Source organism: Shewanella kaireitica (genome assembly GCF_023284045.1).
Classification (GTDB): Bacteria; Pseudomonadota; Gammaproteobacteria; order Enterobacterales; family Shewanellaceae; genus Shewanella; species Shewanella kaireitica.
Genome location: NZ_JAKIKQ010000001.1, coordinates 76,735 through 99,244, shown reverse-complemented (window position 1 = coordinate 99,244; position 22,510 = coordinate 76,735). Strand labels below are relative to the sequence as shown.

Below are 22,510 nucleotides of genomic sequence, written 5' to 3'. Positions count from 1 at the left end.
ATCTTAAAACCACCTCTATTGGGGTGGTTTTTTATCATTAAAACTCCTTATAAATCACTAAATAGTGGCCCCCCCTGTTACGACATCAAGCTTAAATACAAAACCACACTCTACATATGTCAGCCTACCTTTGATGCTGGTCAATTAAGTATCCGATTAACTGCCTAACTCTTTAATTATTGACTATAGATCAAAGGGTAGAATAAAAAACACTTAGGGAGTCACTGTGGCAACTCAAGGGCTGACGACCCCGCAGGCAGAGAAGTTATTGAAGCAGTTTGGTGAAAACATTTTGCCAAAGCCGCCCAAAAATAGCTTCTTTCGGCTGTTCGTTATCCAGTTTCGTAGTGCGTTCATTTATGTGCTTCTTGCAGCAGTTATTGCCTGCTTACTCCTTAATCAGCTTATCAACGCACTTTTTATCTCAATTGTATTAATGCTTAACGCACTGATAGGGGCAATTCAAGAATATTCAGCTCAGCAGGCTGCCGACTCATTAGCTAATATGGTTCCCCAACAAAGCAGAGTCATTAGGGATGGGCACCCCATACTGATCAAAAGTGAACAGGTAGTTCCTGGAGACTGGGTCATCCTCAGCAGCGGTGATCGCATCGCAGCAGATATAAAACTCGTTCAATCTATGCAATTTCAAGTTGATGAGTCCGCACTCACAGGCGAGTCCGCATCGGTTAGCAATACAAAGCAAGCACTCGCCGGCACCTTAGTGACTCATGGTCGAGCAGAAGGAGAGGTGTTCGCCACAGGTCTCAATTCGCAGATAGGGCAGATTACTAACTTGGTTCACCAAGGGAGTATTACAAAGCCACCACTGATGCAGAGAATCGATCAATTCACAATGCGAATTGCAATCGCCATAATCATAATTATCGCCCTAATATTTGGCTTAACCTTAGTTCGCGGCGCCGCACTTACTGACGTGTTTTTACTCGGCGTCGCACTTGCAGTCTCTGCCATCCCAGAGGGACTGCCAGCAGCCATTACTGTAGCACTTGCCATCGGTATGAAAAGAATGGCAAAAGCCAATGTGATAGTTCGTAAACTTGTGGCAGTGGAAGCACTTGGTTCATGTACCTTTATCGCCTCAGATAAAACAGGCACCTTGACCGTAAATGAAATGACCATAGGGCAAATATGGCTAGCAAACGATCGGACATACAAGGTTACTGGCGAAGGGTTAAACTCTACTGGCGTTGTTAGCCATAACACAAACAATAGTATGGTCGATTTAGCGGCAGAACCAAATCTAGAGCAGTTAGTCAACGCTGGAATACGAGCCAACGAAGCGCACTTAGTTTATGACAATGGCGAGATACACGCCGATGGGGATGGTGTCGATTTAGCGTTTTTGGTCATTGGACATAAGCTAAGATTATCTCTCAACTCATTGCGACAGCACCAATTAAGACTATTTCCCTATGAGTCAGAAAAGGGCTTGAGTGCCAGCATTGATGCCAGTGAACTAGGCCCGAGGGTTTCAGTCAAAGGAGCGGTAGAAAAGATTATCCCAATGTGTGCATTAAACACTGAATTACAGACCAAAATAATCAACCAAACCCACTTAATGGCAGAGCAGGGTTACCGTGTGCTCGCATTAGCTCATGGCCTTGGCAACCCACAAGATGACCATTTCAACCAACTGGAGTTTCTTGGTTTAGTCGCCATGAACGACCCCCTTAGACCTGATGCAATAGATGCTATAAATACCTGTAAAAAAGCACAAATCAAGGTGGCCATGATCACCGGCGACCATCCAACAACCGCACTAACATTGGCACAACAGCTTAATATAGCCACCAAGAATGATTGTGCGATTACAGGCCAAGCACTCGCAGAGGCTAAGCAGCAAAGCGAATTGCAATTCGATCAGCTCGTCAGTAGCCATAGAGTATTTGCCAGAGTTAAGCCAAAGCAGAAAATGGAAATCACTCAATCACTTATTAGGCAAGGGGAATTTGTCGCCATGACCGGAGATGGCGTGAATGACGCACCAGCTTTAAAACACGCTCACGTAGGTATCGCAATGGGGCTTAGAGGAACTGATGTTGCGAGAGAAAGCGCATCACTGGTACTCACCGACGATAACTTCAGCTCAATAGTCAAAGGCATCATCGAAGGGAGAGTGGTATATAACAATATTCGCAAAGTAATATATTTACTCATAAGTACCGGTGCTGCGGAGATTTTTCTGTTTGTGCTTAGTGTGCTTTTCGCACTCCCTATTCCGCTGTTTCCATTACAGATCCTTTGGCTCAACATTGTCACCAACGGAGTTCAAGATGTGGCTCTTGCTTTTGAGCCTGCAGAGGGCAAAGAGCTGTCTCAAGCCCCCCGCTCTCCGAAGGAACCAATCTTTGATCGATTAATGCTTGAACGCGTATTTAGCAGTGCCCTCACTATGGGGTTAGTCGCATTTTCTTTGTTCGCACTATCACTGCAAATGGGTGCCGATGAAACACAAGCCCGAAACTTAACATTAATGTTGATGGTGTTATTTGAAAATGTACATGCCCTCAATAGTCGCTCGGAACATAGGTCGCTACTTAGGATCCCTTTTTTTAGCAATCCGATATTGCTCGTGGGCATTCTCATTGCACAAGGGATCCATATCGGCGCCATGTATACGCCTGGAGTAAGTGATGCGCTGCAACTAACTCCTATTAGTTTTAGCCACTGGTTAATCTTACTCATTACCGCTTCCGTGCTATTTGTTGTGGACGAACTCCATAAAAGACACTGGCGAACTAAAACAAACCCGACAATAGCGGCTACGATGAGCAATCATCAGCAGGAATAACCAATACATTACTACGGATTCTACTGATTATGGATTCAACCGTATTGCCAATAACGAAACCAAGAATACCGCGACGCTGGCATGCACCAAGTACTAAGTAGCGCGCCTTAAATCGACAAGAAAGCTCATAAAGACAAAGGTCTGGTTCACCAATAGTAATGTGGATACAGTCCGGATCGAGCTCCAACTGGGCGAGTTGCTGTTGATGTTTTTTGTAGGCATCTTTTACCAAGGTGCTGGTATTGATCAAGTCCATATCACGAAGGACTTTAGGTACTCTGATAATGAAAGCTAAGTGCAGTTGGCAACCCGTGGCTTTAGCTAAGGCCTTAGCATGTTTAATGACTGACTCGTTAAGCTGCTTTTTAATCGGTTTTTCATTACCAAGGTCAACAGCCATCATGACAGCATTACCTTTGTGTAGCGGGTTATCGGTCAACAACATAAGGGGGATTTGAATATGGCGAATCAAGTTCCAATCAACAGGGAGATAATGGTCAGCATGATGCACCGCTTTAACCATGAGATCGAAGCCATGACGAATAGAATGATTACAGGCATGTTCAGACAGGTCTTTGCTCCAAACACTATGGATAGGGATTTCTTGTGCTTGCAACTCTTGCAGCTCCGCTTCAATCTTCGCCTCGCGCTGCTTCATGATATGCTTATGAGCTACCGCAGCGAAGCTGGTATTATAATATTCAGCACTGCCAAAGTATTCGAAGCTGTAGGCAAAAATCTCAGCACGTTTACCCAGCCCTTTAGCCAAGTCAATTCCCGCAGCAATAGCATCTACATGAGACTCTTCTCGCTGCGAAATAATAAATACCTTATCCATGGTTTGCTCCAGCTATTATTACCTTACTTTAGCTTAGACAAGCTTGTTCAGATCTGCCGCGCTTTGCAGCAGAGTCATGATCAAGATCAAAAGCGGCGTGGAAATAATTTAAGGAGCGGAAATTGGCAATAGATAGCTTTGTAATTTCCATCTTTCTTATTCTGGTGTGCGGTCGACTGCTGGGCGAGTTTGCAGCTAAGTTAGGCTCACCAGCGGTAGTGGGAGAGATTATTGCAGGATTACTTATTGGCCCCTCAGTTCTCGGCTGGATAAGCCCGCACAATACCCTTTCAGTACTGGCCGAATTAGGGGTGATTTTACTGCTGTTTGATATTGGCTGTGACACTTCCATCAAGCGGCTATATCACGCTAAAGGACACTCTTTATGGGTCGCTTTAAGTGGTATTTTATTCCCTGCAGTTATCGCCAGTGCTGCGGCTGCATATTGGCTCAACTTATCTACATTTACCGCACTTTTTTTTGGTTGTGCGTTAACTGCAACCAGTATAGGAATTTCCATTAGAGTCATGTCACAAGCTAAACAGACTCATACCCACGCAGGGCAAATTATTTTAGGGGCGGCTGTCATCGATGATGTGGCAGGGGTGGTTTTACTTAGTATTCTATTAAATTTCAATGAATCCGGTAGCTTAAACTTTTTATCAATAGTCTTGCTTACCCTCAAAGTCATCATTTTTTTACTCATCGCTCCGCCATTAGCTCGTACGTTAATCTATATAGCACGCGGGTTTCAATCGAGATTCAAACAACCCGGTTATGACGTCTTTATTATCGTCTCTCTCATCTGCCTATTTGCCTGGTTAGCCCACCTATTCGGCGCCCCTGCCCTACTTGGCGGCTTTGCTGTAGGTATTGCTTTATCACGACAATTTGTCTCCCCAATAAACCGCTACCTGCAAAATCCCTTTGCATTTACACATAGGCTGGAAAAGTCCACCAAACCTCTTATCGATGTTTTCGCGCCTATCTTTTTTGTTTACGTTGGAATTACGGTGGATCTAAGCCAGTTGGATATAAGCGGAACAGGATTACTGTTACTCGCTTGGCTAGCGCTAATAGCTATTTTAACCAAACTGGCGGCGGGATTCTCAGCTCAGGGGCCATGGCGAAAAAAACTCACTATTGGCTGCGCTATGGTGCCTCGTGGTGAGGTCGGCTTAGTCTTTGCTGAGATGGGGCGCCAAGCGAGCATCATTCCGCCGAAACTATTCACTGAATTAGTGATGATTATCGTCATTACCACCATCGCAGGGCCGCTAATGTTAAAGGGGTCATTAAAAGAGCAAAAACCTGCTAAACAGTGATTTTAATGCTAATGATTAAACTCATCTTATCTGCGCAATGTCTCTTGCCATTCAGTTAGATTCAGGTAACGTTAGAGCTATATCAATCGACTTAAGAAGTGTCTATATGAAGTCTGGAAAACACGATGCACAACTGCTAAAACTTGCAATGGAAATTGGTGTGGGATATGCCAAGAAAAGAGGTTTTGCTGATTTCGGTCAGGGGATTTCACCGAAAGATAAAGTCGAGTGTATTTACCGCTTATTAGTTAAAGATAACCTCATTCAAGCGCTATCAAAAGACAAAGAAGATGGTCCTAATATGAAGCACAAACTGGTGCTATGGATAAGCCGTCAGTTACCTGCAGATCACGAACTACTCAACTAAACGCCGCAGCTTTAATCGAACCTACTGTAACAAGCTCGGTGGGTTCCGATTACTTTTCCCGCTCTCTTCTACTCATTGTTATAAATCATCATTGATCTTTTCGTGGCTATATTTCGTAAAAACCACTATGAATAAAATAAATCCAAGAAAGTTGCTTCATAGTAAGTGGACAGCCGTTGAGCCTAGAAAAAAGCAGAAACACTTTTTAGTCACTAAAGTAAAATTTGATGAGGAGGGCTTGGTCAGCTTATGTCTATTTGAAGCTGTGTTAACTCGTGCCCAATATCAAATCGATTGGCACGAATTAACAAACGAGGACAAATGGCACTTTGGCTGGCAATAGATTGGCAGTGGGTTATCAGCGCTCGTCTCTACGTTATGCTTTTGCAGTTTTAAGCCTGCTTATTCGTAGACTCTTCAATAATGCACTCTTGCTCATTGATGTTCGCTTTAGCCTTGCTCGATTCTTCTGAGTTTAACGGCATTGCGGCTAGATAAAGTGCTTGAGCAAACAGACCTTGGTAAGATTTCATAGCGGTGACCTCTGATAATGGAATAAATGGTTGGGTATGTGCTTGAGGTCAAAGTAATCTTGTTTATACTATTAGTAAAATGAATAATATCCATCGACTACATTCCATATAAGCATGAATATTCAAATTAAGAATCTACACTGTTTCGTGACCTTGGTTGAAATGGGCAATTACACCCGTGCGGCAGAAAAGCTGCACCTGACTCAGCCAACCCTAACCAAAATGATCCAGCGCTTGGAGGAGAATCTTGGCCAACCATTGCTAATCCGCAATAACCAGAAAGTGATCGCCACAGAAGCTGGTCGAGCACTTATCTGCACTTCACAGCAAATTGTCGGGCAGTGGCATAGACTCCGCGAAGATCTTAATAGCCTTAATGGCCTACAAACAGGGCAACTGCGCTTAGGAGTTTGTCCAATGATGGGTGAGATGATCATTGAGCTCGTTGCCCAATTCAGGAAAAAATACCCAGGGGTTGAGCTGAGTATTCAAGAGTTAGGTGGTTTCGGTGCAGAGCAAGCTTTGCTTAACGACAGCCTAGATCTGACTTTTACCGCTCTACCAACGACCCACACTCAAGAATTCGATAGCTTAGAGCTCAAAGGCTACCCGTTATTAGCTTGCCTGCCGAAAGAGCACCCGCTAACCGAAAAAGATAGTATCTGCTGGCAAGATCTGGCGCCGTTCCCGTTCATCCAATATAACGATGACTTCTCACTGACAAAATTAATTCATCGTTTAAGTCGAGCAGCCAATGTAGAGCTTAATGTCGCCGCTCAAAGTGGCCAGTGGGATTTTATCGCCGCGATGGTTGAAGCTAAAATGGGGGTGGCTATTTTGCCTGAACCTATCTGCCAGAAAGTGAACTCAGACACTTTGATTTATAAAGCACTCAACCCTCAACTGACTTGGGATTTAGCGCTAATTTGGCGTAAAAACTTGCCACTGACACCTGCGGCATCGACTTTCATCAACCTAAGCAGAGAGTTAAGTGTAAGCTAATTATATGTATCCAAATATCGCATAGTTACTACCAAGGACGTATTCGATTTAAATTGTATTATCGCCGCATTGAATAGCCTATCTAACAGATAACCTTGCGAGGATAAGATGAAAAATGCAGTTGATTTGATAAAGGCCAGCCTGTTTGGCGGCTTTCTAGTGGTATTACCCTTACTCCTTTTGTACCTTATGGCCGATGAAATGATAGAACTCCTTATCGGACTATCGAGTCCAATAGTGCAATTGTTACCCAGTTCAGTCATGGGATTGGAAGATCACCCGTTTAGCCTAGCGTTGCTTACCCTTGCGTTAACATCTTTACTATTTGGCATTTTTTTGAAATCCGCTTTCATGAGCCAATTCTTTCGCTATATCGAGCGTAGCACCATCGGTCGTTTAGCGCTTTATCGCTCCATCAAACAACTCGCGAGCGGTATTTTCTGCGATAAGAATTCAGTTAATGAGAACGGTGAATACAATGGAGGCTTTCGCGCCGCGATGCTTAAGAACCAAGATGGTAGTCATCAATTTGCCTATCTAATTGAGCAAGATGATGACTATTCATGTGTGCTTATTCCTCATGCTCCAGCAGGGTTTGCCGGGCCATTGAAATTGGTGCCAAATGAGAAAGTGACCCTGCTCGATGCCAGCATCGGAGATGTTAGCGCGGTATTAAGCCAGTGGGGAAATGGCGCCTTGGCATTAACACCTAGACGTACACCCTAAGCAGATGAGCTTGATTAAGGGAAGAACTGGAAACAGTTCTTCCCTTGTCGTTTTACTTGGTACATTGCAGTATCGGCATGCTCACAAACAGAATCGAATGATTCATCCGCTTGGCAGATTGCAATACCAATACTCAAGCTAACGTTAACATGACGACCTTCAACCTCTAGCGGCTCAGCAAATAGATGCAGTAACGCTTTCGCTAACTTTGCCAATATCGTTTTATCCGTCGAAGGGTAAAGTATCACGAACTCATCTCCGCCTAAACGGGCTGTATCAGCCGTTTCTTTTAGATATGAGGTTAACTTGTTAGTAATCGCGATGAGTACACTATCACCAAATTTATGTCCGTAATGATCATTATGCGCCTTGAAGTCATCGAGATCGATAAATAGCATAGCCCCAGCAGATGCTCGTCGTTTAGGCTGCTCAAAGGCCTCCATAATCGCCTTACGGTTCAATAAGCCGGTTAGAGGGTCTTTGTGTGCAAGCTCTGCCAAACCGAGCTCATACCGCTTCTCTTGCGTTATATCGATATGAGTGCCCATGATCCGCAGTGGTTGACCGTTTTCATCAAACTCAATAACTCGACCACGATCCGAAACCCAACTAACGCTACCATCTTTATGCAGCATTCTATGAGTCACCTGATAAGAGTCGGTTTTACCGTTAATATGATCTTCAAAGTTCTGGATAACCCAGTCTCTATCTTCTGGGTGTAAATTACCTTTCCAACTGTCGATATGAGCGGCGAGTTCATCGATGGTATAGCCAAGCAGTGAGCCCCATTCCATATTGAACATGGTAAGGTTCCCCGAAGGAATATGCTGTTCCCATAAGCATAAACCTGTGCCATCTAATGCTGCATTGAGCTTTTCCTCTAACACAGATTTTTGCCGCACAAGTTCCGCTTTATCGTTCAAAAGCTGCTTATTTTCTTGTTCTAGCGTACCAAGTATTTTCTGTAGCTTAGCCAGTTCAGCTTTTACCGCTTCCATTTATCTACATTCTGATGAGCTAACAACACCCACCAATAACCTCTTTATGCTGCAATCCCAATTGAGCTAAAACTACTGACAACAGTTGTTAAACACAAGTTATATAATACTATCGACTGATAAACGATAAATTTTAGACATAAAAATACCCACCGACTAGGTGGGCATTTTTAATATTAACCGCTAGTAAAACAACACGCTAAAGCTCGACGTTGTTTTATATTCAGTGCTACGCGACTGGCGATACCACGAACAGCAATTCACCTTGCGATACCTGCTGTCCATTACTGTTAAGAATGCGCTCAATACGGTACTGCTGATCTTCAGGGTACAATACGGCGTTCTTGCGGTTAAAGCCTGCTAATGTCACTTGTGAGAACATCTTCATCGCTTCAGTTAGCGCTAAAGTCTGATCCACGGTAACAATGTCACCCTCTTTAACAAAGTCTGCTTCACCCGGTGCTGGAGAGGTATAGAAGATCCCCGCGCCTTGAGCCATCACTTTAAGCTCGTTACTTTCACCAACACGCAGTGACTCAGTATCAACGCCAACAGTTTCTGCCGCCGCTTCCATTTCAGCAATAAGCTCTGGAATATCAAGCTCAGCCATAAAGCGTGGTAGGTAATTGGTGTCGTAGACACCTTCATTGAAGGTGCCATCTTTAAGAATGCGTGTTAACAATGGAATGTTTGACGCGATGCCTTTAATAACCACTTCGTTAGCTAAGTAATCGTGTAGCTTGTTAATAACGTCTTCACGACTCTCACCGCGACAAATAATCTGTGCGATCAAGCTATCGTAGTAAGGCGATACCTCTTTATCTTTACCAGCGATTGAGATGATCTCAATATCATCACGCTCTGGCATCTTGTATTCAGTGATAAGGCCCGGATTTGGTAGTAATTGTAAAATACCATTGCTATCAAGTGCCGCTTTCTCAGCAGTAACACGCACTTCCATGGCATAGCCAATCTCTTGTGGTTCAAGATCTGCAATCGAGCGACCCGCTGCAATATCGAAACCTGCACTAACGATATCAATACCTGATGTCGCTTCGGTCACTGGATGCTCTACCTGTAGACGGGTGTTCATTTCCATAAAGTAGACTTCATTTGCGTCTAAGTTATAGATAAATTCAACGGTACCCGCGCCCATGTAATCAGTCGCGTCACCCAGTGCACGAGTATATTCCATCACACGCTGCTTAAGTTCGTCAGGCAACATGGTTGAACCAGACTCTTCAACCACTTTCTGGTTGTTACGCTGCACAGAACAATCACGTAAACCCAGTACCTTGGTATTACCAAATTGGTCACGCAGTAACTGCACTTCAATATGGCGTAACGAGGTGACATATTTCTCTAGGTAAAGATCGCCATTACCAAATGCAGCAGCAGCTTCTGTAGAAGTCTTTTGGAACAATTCAATCATGTCTTCAGGACGCTCTACAACCTGAATACCTTTACCGCCACCACCTTGTACCGCTTTAAGCAGTACTGGGTAACCAATCTCAGTCGCTACGTTTACCGCTTGCTCTGCATTAGTCAAAATACCGTGGCTGCCGGGTACTACAGGTACACCTTGGTCTTGCGAAGTCTTAATCGCATTCGACTTGTTCCCCATGGTCGTCATACTGTGGACACTTGGTCCGACAAAGTTAACGCCGTTATTCACACAAAGCGCGGCAAACTGCGGGCTTTCAGATAGGAAACCGATACCTGGATGCAAGGCGTCAACATTTTCGTATTCAGCTACTTTCAATACTGAGTATGCGTTGAGGTAACTTTCATCTGAGGTGTTACCACCAATACAAACCAGTTTGTCGTTCGCTTTAAGCATATCAGCAGGTACAGATGTCATATCTGGATCTGATGCCACTAGTACAACGTCGATGTTGTTATCATGCGCCTTACGGATAAGTTTAACCGCAGTACAACCACGAGCATGAACCAATACTTTGTTAATTGGCTTCATCAATGCGCGAGGGTCGTCTTGAACAATCTCTTCATCTTCGATTTCAGCTTCAGGCACTAGTGTCGACAACGCATTATTAATAATGGTTTCGATCTTACCGCTAGGCTTAGGCATGAGTGGATCGATGCTGCTCAACTGGTCATCTAGCGTACTGCTGAACGGGTTTTCAACTAAACCATTCATTGCACCTGGTACTTTAGACAAGTAGTTCGACAGCGTAGAAGTTGATGGCAAGTATGCAGGCACAACCATTTGGCCAGCAAACGGCATGTTAGTCCCCGATAGGTAGTATGTTTGCACCAAAGGATGCGTCACAAAACTCGCCTGTGCACCACCAGTACAATCACCATAACCGAACATCAATACAGGCAATTCATTATCACGAATAAAACGTGTAATACGGTCGTTCACTACAGCCATTGAAAATAGTGCTGCTGCACCTTCTTTAGTTTGCATACCGCCAGAACTAATAAAGCAAATAACCGGAAGTTTACGCTTAGCACATTCAATCAGTAGTGCACTGAACTTCTCTGCTGCGGCCATATCAAATGCACCCGCTTGGAATGCAGTGTTTGACACTGCAACACCAACGCGCATTGGCTTGCCTTCACTGTCAAAGTCAGCCACACCAGTGATTAAACCACATGGGCGGATACCTTTATCAATAGCATCTTCAATAGAAAGGCGGAAACCTGGGAAGTTCAGCAGATTAGCTGACATTTTATCGCCATTGATCTCTTCGAAATCAGTGAAGAACTTACCTATGATGGCATCCCAACCCATTTTTCCTGCACGCTTTTCATCGCGAAGCACTTTTTGGATCAGTAGATCTTGATAACCCATGGTCAAACGGTTCCAGAAGTCTTTACGACGACCGATACGTACAGGGTTAATTGCGCCAGTGTATTCACTGCTTTCCTCTTCGCTGTCAAAATACTCAGGGAGTAAACGTTCGAAGAAGTAGGTCAAAATAACAAATAAACTGTCGTTCAGTTGTGGGAAACCAACACTCTTCCACTGCTCTGTTCGAGTTAGTAGCTCAGCGCGGTTTGACTGAGACATAAAGTACTTCAGCCACTTGTAGAATTTGTTCTTATCGTTAGCCACATCTTGAGTAGATAGTGCTCTGTCGATAGAGTCATGCAATAGGTTATCCACTGAACTACGAGACAGGCTCTTAGACATCATCGCTTCTTTAGCGATAGAAGCCAGGTTACCCACTACGTTGTCGTACAGTGCGTTAAAGACCAAAATGTTATGACACTGCCAGATGAAATCTTCACGCAGTTCATCGTGCACAATCACATCAAGTACAGTGAGTTGATTCAGCTCTGGCCAGTCTGCTTGAGTCACTTCTGATGGCAATGTTTCAAGGTAGCTAATTAGCCCTTTGAAGTTATTCTCTGCATTGCCTTTCCAGCGGTGGTATAGCGACCAGCTGATATTAAAGATAAGCGCTTTACGTGCTTTCTTGTAGTTCTCTTTTGGCTCACCCAAAATCAAACGCGTCAGCATATTACGCTCAGTTGAAACATCATCACGCTTAGAGGTGAAGTTACCCCAAAGCTTATTCAGCTCTTCGTCATAAACCAATTTATCAGGGCTTGATAACCAAGACTGGAATACGCGATCTTGCTCTTGTTGAATACGGGCTAGCAAATCACCTTCAGGTACGCTGACCTTAGACAGGCGGCCATACTGCTCTTGTGAGATAGAGTGGATGCGACTGCGTAGTGTTAGGTAACGCAAGTAACGGTAAGTACTACCAAACAGGTTTAAGTGCATGGTTGGGTTGTTAGCTACTGCTAGCTCAGCATTGACTTCTAGAGCCGCTAAGTTTTTAGACGGAGCTAAGAAGCGCTCTAGACTGCGGTCATAATGCTCACGTAAATCCGATGATTCACGTACAAACTGTACTGCGGCTTTTTCAACAGCTTCAACACTGCTGATAATAGCACGGCGCAAGTTATGTTGACGTTCATCTCTGTCTGACGGCGAGAAATCGACAATGCCATCAATGCAGCCAGAGGTGTATAACTCTTCAGGAGAAACACCTACAGATTTAGCACATTCTTGCCAAGACAAGTTGTACTTACGCGCAATACTTTGCAAGCCTTGTGGCTGAATTGTGTTGAAAATACCGTCACGCAGTGACAATAAGATATTTGCTGCAGCCAGTGGAATAGCACCACCAGAATAACCAGCACCAATCACAATACCGACTGTCGGTACGTCAACATTGGCACTCTCTGCAATTGCTTTAGAGATTGAGTGGGCTTGGTTTTGGCTGTTAGCAATCTCACCAGCATCGGCACCTGGAGTGTCAATAAGGTAGATAATAGGCATAGACAATTCGGCAAAATGACGAATCGCTTTACAACAAGCTAGGTGATGCTCAGGCATCCACGCACCGTTTGCTGTAGTACGCTCTTGTGCAACAAAACCGATACGGCGAGTACGAGATCCAAAATTCAGTTCAATCTCTGCACTATAAAAAGGGCCGATGTGGGTTTCAGTAACAAGCTTGCCTTTAAGGTCCGCAATCATGCGTTTCGCACCCGGGCGGTTCTTGTCTTGTGTCGGTTGGATCACCTTAGTGACATAACCATCAACGTCTAATCCAGCAAGATCTTTTAGATTTGCTTGGATTTCGTCATCACCAAGAAGACCTTTAATCTCCTCAGATAGTGTCTGTTTACTGTGCTCAGGAAACAGCGAAAAGTCTTTAGCCAATTGCTCTGCTTTTAAAAAAAGCGGATCGGCAGTTTGCGCTTGAGTCATGTTAGCGGGCTGATTTTTGCTGGTCATCGAAAGATCCTCTGCTTTTAGCCTCTGAAATTTTTAGCCCGTAAATATAACTTTGTTATCCTGTCAATTGCTATTAAACTGCACTAGACGCTTTGTTCCATTTTTGAGACAGTGAAGATAACATGCCAGATTTAAACGGTATGATGCTGTTTGCAGCGGTTGTTAGAGCCCAGGGTTTCTCTCAAGCCGCCCGCGAAACAGGCATGCCAAAGTCAACCATTAGTCGCAAGGTTGCCCAGCTTGAAGAGCAGCTAGGGGTTCGGCTTTTACAGCGAGATACCCGTAATCTGAGCTTAACTCAGGTTGGCGCGCTATTTTTCCAGCATTGCACCAGTATAAGCGATGAAATAGAAGCTGCCAAAGCGACTATCGAAAACACCCACAATGATGTCTCTGGTTCATTGAGGGTGGCTATACCTGTCTCTTTCAGCCAAGAGCTAATCGCTAATCTTTGTAGTGGCTTTATGCGGCTCTACCCCAATGTTGAACTCGATGTGCAGTTTACCGATAACGATGTTGGGCTGGTCGGTGAAGGTTACGACATTGCGATTAAGTATGGTCCTTTGCAATCAAGCGATTTAGTGGCGAGGTTATTATTCGAACGCCAACCGATATTAGTGGCAAGCCCTAGTTATTTGAAAACTCATGGCACCCCAGCCAATCCACAAGAACTGGCAACACATAGCGGCATATTATTAGGAACATCGCGCTCAGCACCTATCTGGCCCTTAGGAAAAGGGACACGTAAGACGATGGTGAACTTTAAGCGTAAAGTCAGAGTTAACAGTGCGGTGATGGTCAAACAGCTGGTGATGGATGATTTTGGTATCGCCATGCTATCTAACTCAGTCTGTAAGAATGAACTGGCCAGCGGTTCGTTAGTGCCCATTTTACAAGAGTGGCCTATGGAGGCCTTTAAGGTTTACGGTGTCTACTCCAGCCGCCGACAACTGGCAACCAACATCAGTGTCTTTCTCGACTTTTTCCATAAACGTTTCACCAGTCAAGAGTCACTGCAATCTTTGATGGTATAAAATAACGCTTTACATCATCTGCTCTGATTGCAGGATCTGCATCACTATCGTTTTTCGTAGTGGCGCTTGTTGTATATTGGCCAGATCAAGATTTAGCGCAAAATAAACAGTGCGCTCATCCACCTCGACCCAACCTACCCACCAGCCAATGTATTTGTCTCCATGATGGCCAAACCCAGTTTTAGCGTAAATGGTGTCATCTTCGGTGGACTCGGTCAGCATTAGCTGTTTAATGATCCGCTGTGACCGCTGGCTAACCGCTAGGGTTTCATCGTGCAGTTTCTGCAAAAACTGTAACTGTTCTATAGCACTAATCCGTATATCGCCATCTAACCAAAAGCTATCCAGCTCAGGGCCCAGCTTCTGGTTACCATACTCTAGGCTTGCCAGCATATTAGCCATCCGCTGTTTACCTATATCTCGGGCAATTTGCTGAAATATTGGTACCACTGAATACTTAAATGCGCTTTTAAAGCTGTGGTCTTGATTCCAAGCTTTAAAAGCCCGTTGTTGCTTATCCCACGGATAGGCTTGCTCTGCTCCAGCAACTACCTCTAACTCCAAACCAATTAATCCATTGGCAATTTTAAAAGTCGATGCAGGAATGAAGCTTTTATTGGCTCGGCTTATATCATTAGTGGTCAAAGTCTGTTGCTGGGGATCAAACAGCACTAACACCCCCTCGACTTGGTGCTGCTGAAATACTGAGTCCCAGTCGGTTGTTAATTGCGGAGTCAATCTTAACTCTGCCAATTGAACGCTATGGTCATCGCTATCACTGGCATCAACAATCAGTGCTGCTGCAGCTAATAGGGTGAACAACAGCAGCGGTACTATTTTTGTCATTGTAAGCCTCTTCATTCTCTTTTTATTGCACTGAGCTTTGTATCCATAGTAGCGGTTATTAGGCGGTGAAAAATGGCTATATGAAGATCAATTATGGCCAAATAATGGCAGTAGGAGCCTCTCAAGCTGAAGAATTATTCGTCGCTTTCAATGTTTTCATGGCTAAGGCATACTGAAGCAAATGAGCTAATAGCCTGAGAGTTCAGCTTTTACTGCTTACAGCCAGTAGCAAAAACTGAGAATAATAACAAAGGATGTAGTAATGAAATTATCTAGCATGGCACTTGTCGCCACTGCACTTTTTGTCAGCGCAACTTCAACTGCTGCTTTTGCAAAACTCGATGTTGAAGAGGCTAGATTACCTGCTGCAACAGAGGCAATGCCTGATGTCGTCAGCCGCTACCAAGCATTTGTTAGCAACCTTGCTGACAAATACGCCCAGCACTCTGATGAACTAAAAATCACCAAAATGGTGGCGCACCAAGGTTTACGCTTATGGCAGCAAGCAGTGAGAGATGTACAGTCAGGTCACTTGGACGATCGCTCTTTGTATTGGAATCGTCTTGCGATGCGAGAGCTACTGAAGACGCAAAAGCCGGATTTTAATATTGCCGCATGGCAGCGAGATATCCTTATCAAAGCTGTTGAAAAATCATCACGAGGTTTAAGTGACATCGCTTTTAAAGATGATGCCGAGATTAAAATTCTACTAACAGGGTTTGATCCTTTTTTCCTCGATCGACATATCGACCAGAGTAATCCATCGGGCTTAGTAGCTCTGGCGCTGGATGGCTACCGCTTTAATATTGATGGTAAACAGGCTCAAATTGAAACTGCGATGATCCCAGTGCGATTTGCCGATTTTGATGATGGACTTATCGAGTCAATATTAACGCCTATCTATCGTGACAACAGTGTTGATATGATATTTACCGTCAGCATGGGCCGCGACGAATTTGATATCGAGCGTTTTCCAGGACGTAATCGCAGTGCTGCAGCGCCTGATAACTTAAATGTACTGACCGGTGCTAGCAAACAAGCCCCAATCGCACCTTTATTTAATGGTGGCACACTTAATGGTCCTGAATTTGTTGAGTTTTCGCTACCCGTTGCGGCAATGCAAACTGTGGCTGGCCCTTGGAAAGTTAATGACAACCATACGGTGTCGACGTTAGCGCAAGGCGAGTTTCAAGCGAAATCATTAGGACAACTACAAAGCGCAATCTCGGTGGAGGGTTCTGGCGGTGGCTATCTATCCAATGAGATCTCCTACCGTGCCATATTGTTACAAAAACAATTCAATAGCAGCATTCCCGTTGGCCATATCCACACACCGCGTATTGCAGCATACGACGTAAAAGTCGAGCACGATATTGTCGAACAAGTAAGAGCCATGGTAGAGGTGGCTGCAGCAACTCTTTAACCTCTGCTGGTATGGCACTATTGTCTCAGGTAACATTGATGAACTCGTGCAGTGCGAGTTCATCAACCATGAGTTAATTGAGTCAATGTTCAAAGCGCTTAACCCTTTCAAGTCCAGCCAATTAAAAACCAGTTCTCTGGTAAATTACCCTCAGCTGACGTTCAACGACCCATTGCAGCAATCCATTGCGGTTCAGGTTGAGCGCTGTTATCAAATAGCGGAATCGGCATTGTCACAACGGTTCCCACGGCCAGAGGTCAACTTTAAGCTGCGCGGAAAAAGTGCAGGCACTGCGCATTTACAACTCAACAAACTGCGCTTTAATCCGCTGTTACTTAAAGATAACTCACAAGCTTTTGTTGATGATGTGGTGCCACATGAGATCTGCCATCTATTGGCTTTCCAGCTCTATGGCAGAGTAAAACCTCACGGTCTTGAATGGCAACGCTTAATGCGTCAGCTTTATCAACGCCAACCTCGCACTACCCATAGCTTTAATACCCAATCAGTCGAAGGTAAGACATTCGAGTATTTTTGCGGTTGTGGCTCGGTAAACCTGAGCATCAGGCGTCATAACAAAGTTGTACGAGGAGATACCCAATACCGTTGCCGTAAATGCGGCCAGAACCTGCTAAATTCTAAACCCAGCTAATGCTTTCAACCACTTCACATATTGCTCCAATACCCTTGCTCCCTTACAATCGCCGCAAACGAGCCTACGATTCGTTAGTATTGGGGATTAAGATTGAACAGCAGTGGATTAAAAACGCTTTTATTAGCGCTTAGTATTATATGGTTTGCACCTCAGCAGAGCTTTGCCGAAGTAAAGCACCCAACCAGCTTTAGCCAAGCGAAACGTTTAGCTAAAAAGCTCTACAGCGAATCTTTACCCGTCAGCAGTTTCTATTGTGGCTGTGATATTAAGATTGAAGGCAAAAAATGGCGAACTGACTTTGAGCACTGTGGTTATCAAGTACGTAAACAGCAAAAAAGAGCAGCAAGAATTGAGTGGGAACATATCGTCCCGGCTTGGGAGTTCGGCCACCAACGCCAATGTTGGCAACAAGGTGGACGAAAAAATTGTGGGAGGACTGATAAACTATTTAAAAAGATGGAGTCAGATCTGCACAATTTAGTGCCCGCTATTGGCGAAGTAAATGGCGATCGCAGTAACTATCGCTTTAGCCAGTGGAATGCCAAGCCCTTGCAATATGGCCAATGCGATATGAGCGTTAACTTTAAGTCGCGAAAAGTGCAGCCGCCTAGCTATACTCGAGGGCAAATAGCCCGCATTTATTTTTATATGCAAAGCGCCTATGGGTTACAAATATCCAGTAGCCAATTAAAGTTATTTAAAGCATGGGATAAAAGCTATCCAGTTGATACTATTGAGTGCAAGCGAGATCAAGCTATTGCAAATGTACAAGGTAACCACAATCATTTTGTACAAACTCAGTGTCAGCAACTAATCTCAGCATCGAACATCGCAGAATAAGGCAAACCTGTACCATGAGAGTTCCAAGAATTTACCAAGCCTCTTCGTTGGCTATTGATGAAACAGTGTCGCTACACGAGGAAGCTGCAGGTCATGTCGGTCGCGTCCTGCGAATGGCTGCAGGAGAGCAAGTCTGTTTATTTAATGGCGATGGTAATAATTATCTGGCTGAGATTATCAGTGCCAGTAAGAAAAACGTCGCGGTAAAGGTCTTATCTTGTGAAAGCAACGACAGCGAGTCGCCACTGCATCTACATTTAGGTCAAGTGATCTCCCGTGGAGACAGAATGGACTTTACCATTCAAAAGTCTGTCGAGCTGGGGGTTAACACTATTACACCGCTTTTCTCTGAGCGCTGTGGAGTCAAATTAAGCGGTGAGCGCTTAGAGAAAAAGATCCAGCAGTGGCAAAAAATAGTCGTTAGCGCCTGTGAACAATCTGGTCGCAGTGTGGTACCGGTTATTCGCCCCGCCATGCAACTGAGTGACTGGTGCGCAGAAGAGACAAGCTCGCTGAAGTTGAATTTGCACCCTAGAGCCTCTCACGGGGTTAATGGCCTCAGCTTACCTAACAATCGTGTGCGTTTGGTTATTGGACCTGAAGGTGGTTTATCAGCAACAGAAATCACCATGACAGAAACCCATAAATTTACCGATGTACTGCTTGGCCCAAGAGTACTGCGCACCGAAACCGCTGCGCTGACCACTATTACCGCTCTGCAGCTCAAATTTGGTGATATTGGTTAAACTTAACGCCGCAGTGAATTAGCTTCACCAATGATAAGAATATCAGTTCGATGCTGGAAAAACGGCTTAATAGCCCCCATGTTAGCAGTTGACTCGAAATATAGAATAAGGAACAAGTTCCATGATAAAACTCGGTATCGTGATGGATCCCATCAGCGACATTAATATTAAGAAAGATTCAAGCTTTGCCATGTTAATGGCTGCCCAATCTCGCGGTTACCAACTGTTTTACATGGAGATGAATGATCTAGCCATGGTTAATGGCCAAGCGATGGCGACCATGCGTGCATTAACAGTCAAACAAGATCCACTCGGTTGGTATCAGCTTGAAGAAGCTATCGACACTCCTTTGGCCGATCTAGATGTTATTTTAATGCGTAAAGATCCTCCATTCGACACAGAGTTTGTTTACTCAACTTACATGCTCGAGCGAGCCGAAGAGCAAGGCGTGTTAATTGTTAACAAACCGCAAAGCCTACGCGATGCTAACGAGAAACTGTTTACCGCTTGGTTCTCAGAGTTTACTCCAGAGACTGTGGTTACCCGTGATGAACAACGTATTCGTGCTTTCCACAAAGCAAAAGGCGACATCATTCTAAAACCATTAGATGGCATGGGCGGTAGCTCTATTTTCCGAGTCAAAAAAGATGACCCAAATCTTGGTGTGATTATCGAAACCTTAACCAGTGAAGGCCAGCAATATGCAATGGCACAAGCCTTTATTCCAGATATCACTTCAGGCGACAAACGTATCTTGGTTGTCGATGGCGAACCCGTCCCATACTCGTTAGCACGTATTCCGCAAAAAGGTGAAACACGTGGTAACTTAGCAGCCGGTGGCCGCGGTGTTGCTCAACCATTATCTGAGTCCGATTGGCATATTGCCCGCACCTTAGGTCCTGAGCTTAAAAAGCGCGGTCTAATCTTTGTTGGGCTCGATGTTATCGGTGACAAACTGACTGAAATTAATGTCACCAGTCCAACTTGCATAAAAGAGATTGAAGCTGCTTTTGATGTCGATATTAGCGGCATGTTAATGGATGCCATCGAAGCTAGAATCAACAAATAACCAGTCCAAGGACCCGGTATGACTTTTAGAAACACCTTTACTTGGGTCCTTAGTGCCCTTGCCATATTGCCACTGTATGCTGCAGCCAATATCGATATTACAGATGCACCATCACGACCTAAGAATATGATCATCATGGTCGGCGACGGCATGGGTCCAGCTTATACCAGCGCCTATCGTTACTTTCAGGACAACCCTGATACCGAAGAGATCGAGCAGACTGTATTTGATCGCTTGTTAGTGGGTATGGCATCCACTTACCCCGCGAGAGAGAGTGGCTATGTAACCGATTCAGCGGCATCAGCGACTGCACTTGCCACTGGGTTTAAAAGCTACAACGGCGCCATCTCAGTCGATACCAATAAGCGACCATTGACCACCATCATGCAGATGGCAAAAGCGCGTGGCATGTCAACAGGTGTGGCAGTGACTTCACAAGTAAACCATGCAACACCAGCAGCCTTTTTAGTGCATAACGAAAGCCGTCGCAACTACGACGCAATTGCCACCGATATGCTGCAGTCTGATGCTGATGTCATTTTAGGTGGCGGACAGAAATACTTCTCTGAAGCGCTACTAGGCCAGTTTGAAGCCAAGGGCTACCAGCATATTAATGACTTGGCTCAGCTTGAATCGATCTCTAAACCAAAAGTCATTGGTCTGTTTGCCGAGGTGCAACTGCCATGGGTGATTAACGATACAGACGCAAATACCTTAAGCCGTTTAACCCAGAAGTCTTTAGAGCTACTATCGCAAAATGACAAAGGCTTTGTACTATTGGTTGAAGGCAGCTTAATCGATTGGGCTGGACACAATAACGACATAGCTACCGCCATGGCAGAGATGCACAGCTTTGCCAACGCGATGGAAGTAGTCGAGCAATATGTTCGCCAACACCCAGATACCTTACTCGTCGCAACTGCGGATCATAATACTGGTGGCCTCTCTATTGGTGCGAATGGCGAATATGCTTGGGACACCGAGCTGCTTAAAGGCATTAGCGCTAGCCCATCAAACATTAGCGTAGCAGCCATTGCTAATGAAGAGTGGCAGGCAGGTGTAAGCAAAAGCCTTGGTTTTGAATTAACAGCCGAAGAATTACAACAGTTGAGTAATGCGCGCATGCAGGGCAATGAAGCATTGCAAATAGCCCTGAAGAAGCTTATCGATATCCGCAGCCATACAGGCTGGACGACAAGTGGCCACACCGGCAGTGACGTGCAAGTCTTTGCTGTAGGCCCAGCCGCCGATCTGTTTAAAGGCAATCAAGACAACACCCAGATAGCTGAAAAGATGATGAGTCTGCTGCCAAAGAAAGATTAGTCTAATAACAATCTAACATTAAGAATAAATGCCAGTTAATTTTTGTGGTTAGCTGGCATTTTTATATTGGTGCAATGTGCATATTTAGGCCAATTGGGTATAATTACTGCCACTTAACATCCGACCTTGAAAACTCATGCTAACCAACGCTTCGCAAGTCCTTCTTAGAAATAGTGATTTAGTCAAAGACCAATCTGTATTAGTACTCAACTACGAAGGTGATACACTTCTTAAAGCGCTGTTAGATAGCGCGTCGAGCGTAAGTGCCTTAGCATTGGATTTTCATCACCACCTTATAATGCAGCCCTACGCAGCCAAAAATCTGCAATTGTATTTTGGTCATCAGCTGCCTAGCCAAGAGTGCTTTGATAGCGTCATAGTCTATTTTCCAAAAGCCAAAGCACTAGCACCGTATCTATTCAACTTAGCGGCGAAACACCTTAAACCTCAAGGACAGCTCATTGTTGTTGGTGAGAATAAAGGCGGTATTAAGTCATTACCTAAACAACTCCCTGATTACTTCGACAAAGCATTTAAAATGGATAATGCCCGCCACTGCATCGTATTCACCAGTGAGCTAAATCGACCCGCACCAGAGATAAAACTGCAAGATTGGTACAGCAAGTATCAACTGCAAACCCCACAAGGTGAGATCACTATCTGTAACCTGGTAGGCGTGTTTAGTGAGAAAAAACTTGATGAAGGCACTAAGTTACTGCTCGAAAACCTGCCGAAAATGCAAGGGAATGTGCTTGATTTTGGCTGTGGTGCAGGGGTAATCGCCGCAGCATTACTAACGGCACAACCGACACTCAAGCTTGATTGCGTCGACATTAACGCGATGGCTCTAGCCTCTTGCAAACTAACAATGCAAGCCAACGGACTTAACGCCAATGTATTTGCATCTGACGGCATGGCGCAAACCAATCAGCACTACAATGGCATTATCTCTAACCCTCCTTTTCATGACGGCTTAACCAGTACCACCAATATTGCGACAGATTTCGTCAAAGCCAGCGCGGCCAATTTAGTACGGGGAGGGTTGTTCCATATTGTTGCTAACCGCCACCTACCCTATTCGGATTGTATCGCTGAAAACTTTGGCAACGTAAACGTCAGTGCCGAGAATAACCGCTACAAAATATACTCCAACACAAAACGTTAAAGCAGAGTATTAAAGTATACTT

The 22,510-nt window shown here is 44.6% G+C and carries 19 protein-coding genes; 14 read left to right on the top strand and 5 right to left on the bottom strand.

Going from position 1 to position 22,510, the window contains the following annotated elements:
* Positions 1-226 precede the first annotated feature (226 nt).
* Entirely contained in the window at positions 227-2,815 is a 2,589-nt protein-coding gene (locus L2730_RS00410) for a cation-translocating P-type ATPase (RefSeq protein WP_248972777.1), read from the top strand.
* On the opposite strand, the gene L2730_RS00405 is transcribed toward L2730_RS00410, so the two are convergent.
* The gene (locus tag L2730_RS00405) at positions 2,787-3,653 is read right to left on the bottom strand and encodes a universal stress protein (RefSeq protein WP_248972776.1); all 867 of its coding nucleotides are present in this window, start codon (positions 3,651-3,653) and stop codon (positions 2,787-2,789) included. The two genes, L2730_RS00410 and L2730_RS00405, sit on opposite strands and share 29 nt — an antisense overlap.
* Positions 3,654-3,775: 122 nt before the next feature.
* On the opposite strand from L2730_RS00405, the gene L2730_RS00400 reads away from it, so the two are divergent.
* From L2730_RS00400 to L2730_RS00390, 3 genes are all read left to right on the top strand, one after another.
* Positions 3,776-4,978, top strand: coding sequence for a cation:proton antiporter (locus L2730_RS00400; protein ID WP_248972775.1), 1,203 nt, complete (start codon positions 3,776-3,778; stop codon positions 4,976-4,978).
* A 106-nt stretch (positions 4,979-5,084) separates the two neighbouring features.
* A complete protein-coding gene (locus tag L2730_RS00395; RefSeq protein ID WP_248972774.1) occupies positions 5,085-5,345 on the top strand; it encodes a DUF5062 family protein in 261 nt (86 codons plus the stop codon).
* Between the two features lie 127 nt (positions 5,346-5,472).
* Positions 5,473-5,688 carry a TIGR02450 family Trp-rich protein gene (locus L2730_RS00390; protein WP_248972773.1) on the top strand — a complete coding sequence of 72 codons (216 nt, stop codon included), beginning with the start codon at positions 5,473-5,475 and terminating at the stop codon, positions 5,686-5,688.
* Positions 5,689-5,737: 49 nt separating this feature from the next.
* Here L2730_RS00390 and L2730_RS00385 read toward each other — a convergent pair whose 3' ends face one another.
* Positions 5,738-5,878 carry a hypothetical protein gene (locus L2730_RS00385; RefSeq protein ID WP_248972772.1) on the bottom strand — a complete coding sequence of 47 codons (141 nt, stop codon included), beginning with the start codon at positions 5,876-5,878 and terminating at the stop codon, positions 5,738-5,740.
* Positions 5,879-5,992: 114 nt separating this feature from the next.
* Here L2730_RS00385 and L2730_RS00380 point away from each other — a divergent pair, with 114 nt between their 5' ends.
* Positions 5,993-6,880, top strand: coding sequence for a LysR family transcriptional regulator (locus L2730_RS00380; RefSeq protein ID WP_248972771.1), 888 nt, complete (start codon positions 5,993-5,995; stop codon positions 6,878-6,880).
* Between the two features lie 108 nt (positions 6,881-6,988).
* Complete coding sequence (locus L2730_RS00375) at positions 6,989-7,606, top strand: hypothetical protein (protein WP_248972770.1); 618 nt, start codon at positions 6,989-6,991, stop codon at positions 7,604-7,606.
* Positions 7,607-7,620: 14 nt separating this feature from the next.
* Here the strand turns inward: L2730_RS00375 and L2730_RS00370 are convergent, their stop codons facing one another.
* The gene (locus L2730_RS00370) at positions 7,621-8,604 is read right to left on the bottom strand and encodes a sensor domain-containing diguanylate cyclase (protein ID WP_248972769.1); all 984 of its coding nucleotides are present in this window, start codon (positions 8,602-8,604) and stop codon (positions 7,621-7,623) included.
* Positions 8,605-8,833: 229 nt separating this feature from the next.
* Entirely contained in the window at positions 8,834-13,387 is a 4,554-nt protein-coding gene (locus L2730_RS00365; RefSeq protein ID WP_248972768.1) for an ATP-binding protein, read from the bottom strand.
* A gap of 122 nt (positions 13,388-13,509) precedes the next feature.
* Here L2730_RS00365 and L2730_RS00360 point away from each other — a divergent pair, with 122 nt between their 5' ends.
* Positions 13,510-14,421 (top strand): LysR family transcriptional regulator, encoded by a 912-nt coding sequence (locus L2730_RS00360; RefSeq protein ID WP_020914446.1) that lies wholly within the window; start codon positions 13,510-13,512, stop codon positions 14,419-14,421.
* 9 nt (positions 14,422-14,430) lie between these two features.
* Here L2730_RS00360 and blaOXA read toward each other — a convergent pair whose 3' ends face one another.
* Positions 14,431-15,267, bottom strand: coding sequence for a class D beta-lactamase (gene blaOXA / locus L2730_RS00355; RefSeq protein ID WP_248972767.1), 837 nt, complete (start codon positions 15,265-15,267; stop codon positions 14,431-14,433).
* A gap of 262 nt (positions 15,268-15,529) precedes the next feature.
* On the opposite strand from blaOXA, the gene L2730_RS00350 reads away from it, so the two are divergent.
* The 7 genes from L2730_RS00350 (at position 15,530) to L2730_RS00320 (ending at position 22,488) form a co-directional block, all read left to right on the top strand.
* Positions 15,530-16,690 (top strand): pyroglutamyl-peptidase I, encoded by a 1,161-nt coding sequence (locus L2730_RS00350; RefSeq protein ID WP_248972766.1) that lies wholly within the window; start codon positions 15,530-15,532, stop codon positions 16,688-16,690.
* Positions 16,691-16,775: 85 nt separating this feature from the next.
* Positions 16,776-17,342 carry a SprT family zinc-dependent metalloprotease gene (locus L2730_RS00345; RefSeq protein WP_248973163.1) on the top strand — a complete coding sequence of 189 codons (567 nt, stop codon included), beginning with the start codon at positions 16,776-16,778 and terminating at the stop codon, positions 17,340-17,342.
* Between the two features lie 93 nt (positions 17,343-17,435).
* On the top strand, positions 17,436-18,185 hold the full coding sequence (locus L2730_RS00340; RefSeq protein WP_283105609.1) for an endonuclease: 750 nt from the start codon (positions 17,436-17,438) through the stop codon (positions 18,183-18,185).
* Positions 18,186-18,199: 14 nt separating this feature from the next.
* Complete coding sequence (gene rsmE, locus L2730_RS00335) at positions 18,200-18,931, top strand: 16S rRNA (uracil(1498)-N(3))-methyltransferase (protein WP_248972765.1); 732 nt, start codon at positions 18,200-18,202, stop codon at positions 18,929-18,931.
* Between the two features lie 121 nt (positions 18,932-19,052).
* Complete coding sequence (gene gshB, locus L2730_RS00330; RefSeq protein WP_248972764.1) at positions 19,053-20,000, top strand: glutathione synthase; 948 nt, start codon at positions 19,053-19,055, stop codon at positions 19,998-20,000.
* 18 nt (positions 20,001-20,018) lie between these two features.
* Positions 20,019-21,323, top strand: a complete 1,305-nt coding sequence (locus L2730_RS00325; protein ID WP_248972763.1) for an alkaline phosphatase — start codon at positions 20,019-20,021, stop codon at positions 21,321-21,323.
* A 136-nt stretch (positions 21,324-21,459) separates the two neighbouring features.
* A complete protein-coding gene (locus L2730_RS00320; protein ID WP_248972762.1) occupies positions 21,460-22,488 on the top strand; it encodes a methyltransferase in 1,029 nt (342 codons plus the stop codon).
* Positions 22,489-22,510 lie beyond the last annotated feature (22 nt).

Coding starts and splice junctions, on each gene's coding strand:
- L2730_RS00405 (WP_248972776.1), bottom strand. CDS start 3,653: ATGGATAAGGTATTTATTATTTCGCAGCGAGAAGAGTCTCATGTAGAT.
- L2730_RS00395 (WP_248972774.1), top strand. CDS start 5,085: ATGAAGTCTGGAAAACACGATGCACAACTGCTAAAACTTGCAATGGAA.
- L2730_RS00390 (WP_248972773.1), top strand. CDS start 5,473: ATGAATAAAATAAATCCAAGAAAGTTGCTTCATAGTAAGTGGACAGCC.
- L2730_RS00385 (WP_248972772.1), bottom strand. CDS start 5,878: ATGAAATCTTACCAAGGTCTGTTTGCTCAAGCACTTTATCTAGCCGCA.
- L2730_RS00380 (WP_248972771.1), top strand. CDS start 5,993: ATGAATATTCAAATTAAGAATCTACACTGTTTCGTGACCTTGGTTGAA.
- L2730_RS00375 (WP_248972770.1), top strand. CDS start 6,989: ATGAAAAATGCAGTTGATTTGATAAAGGCCAGCCTGTTTGGCGGCTTT.
- L2730_RS00370 (WP_248972769.1), bottom strand. CDS start 8,604: ATGGAAGCGGTAAAAGCTGAACTGGCTAAGCTACAGAAAATACTTGGT.
- L2730_RS00365 (WP_248972768.1), bottom strand. CDS start 13,387: ATGACCAGCAAAAATCAGCCCGCTAACATGACTCAAGCGCAAACTGCC.
- L2730_RS00360 (WP_020914446.1), top strand. CDS start 13,510: ATGCCAGATTTAAACGGTATGATGCTGTTTGCAGCGGTTGTTAGAGCC.
- blaOXA (WP_248972767.1), bottom strand. CDS start 15,267: ATGACAAAAATAGTACCGCTGCTGTTGTTCACCCTATTAGCTGCAGCA.
- L2730_RS00350 (WP_248972766.1), top strand. CDS start 15,530: ATGAAATTATCTAGCATGGCACTTGTCGCCACTGCACTTTTTGTCAGC.
- L2730_RS00345 (WP_248973163.1), top strand. CDS start 16,776: ATGTTCAAAGCGCTTAACCCTTTCAAGTCCAGCCAATTAAAAACCAGT.
- rsmE (WP_248972765.1), top strand. CDS start 18,200: ATGAGAGTTCCAAGAATTTACCAAGCCTCTTCGTTGGCTATTGATGAA.
- gshB (WP_248972764.1), top strand. CDS start 19,053: ATGATAAAACTCGGTATCGTGATGGATCCCATCAGCGACATTAATATT.
- L2730_RS00325 (WP_248972763.1), top strand. CDS start 20,019: ATGACTTTTAGAAACACCTTTACTTGGGTCCTTAGTGCCCTTGCCATA.
- L2730_RS00320 (WP_248972762.1), top strand. CDS start 21,460: ATGCTAACCAACGCTTCGCAAGTCCTTCTTAGAAATAGTGATTTAGTC.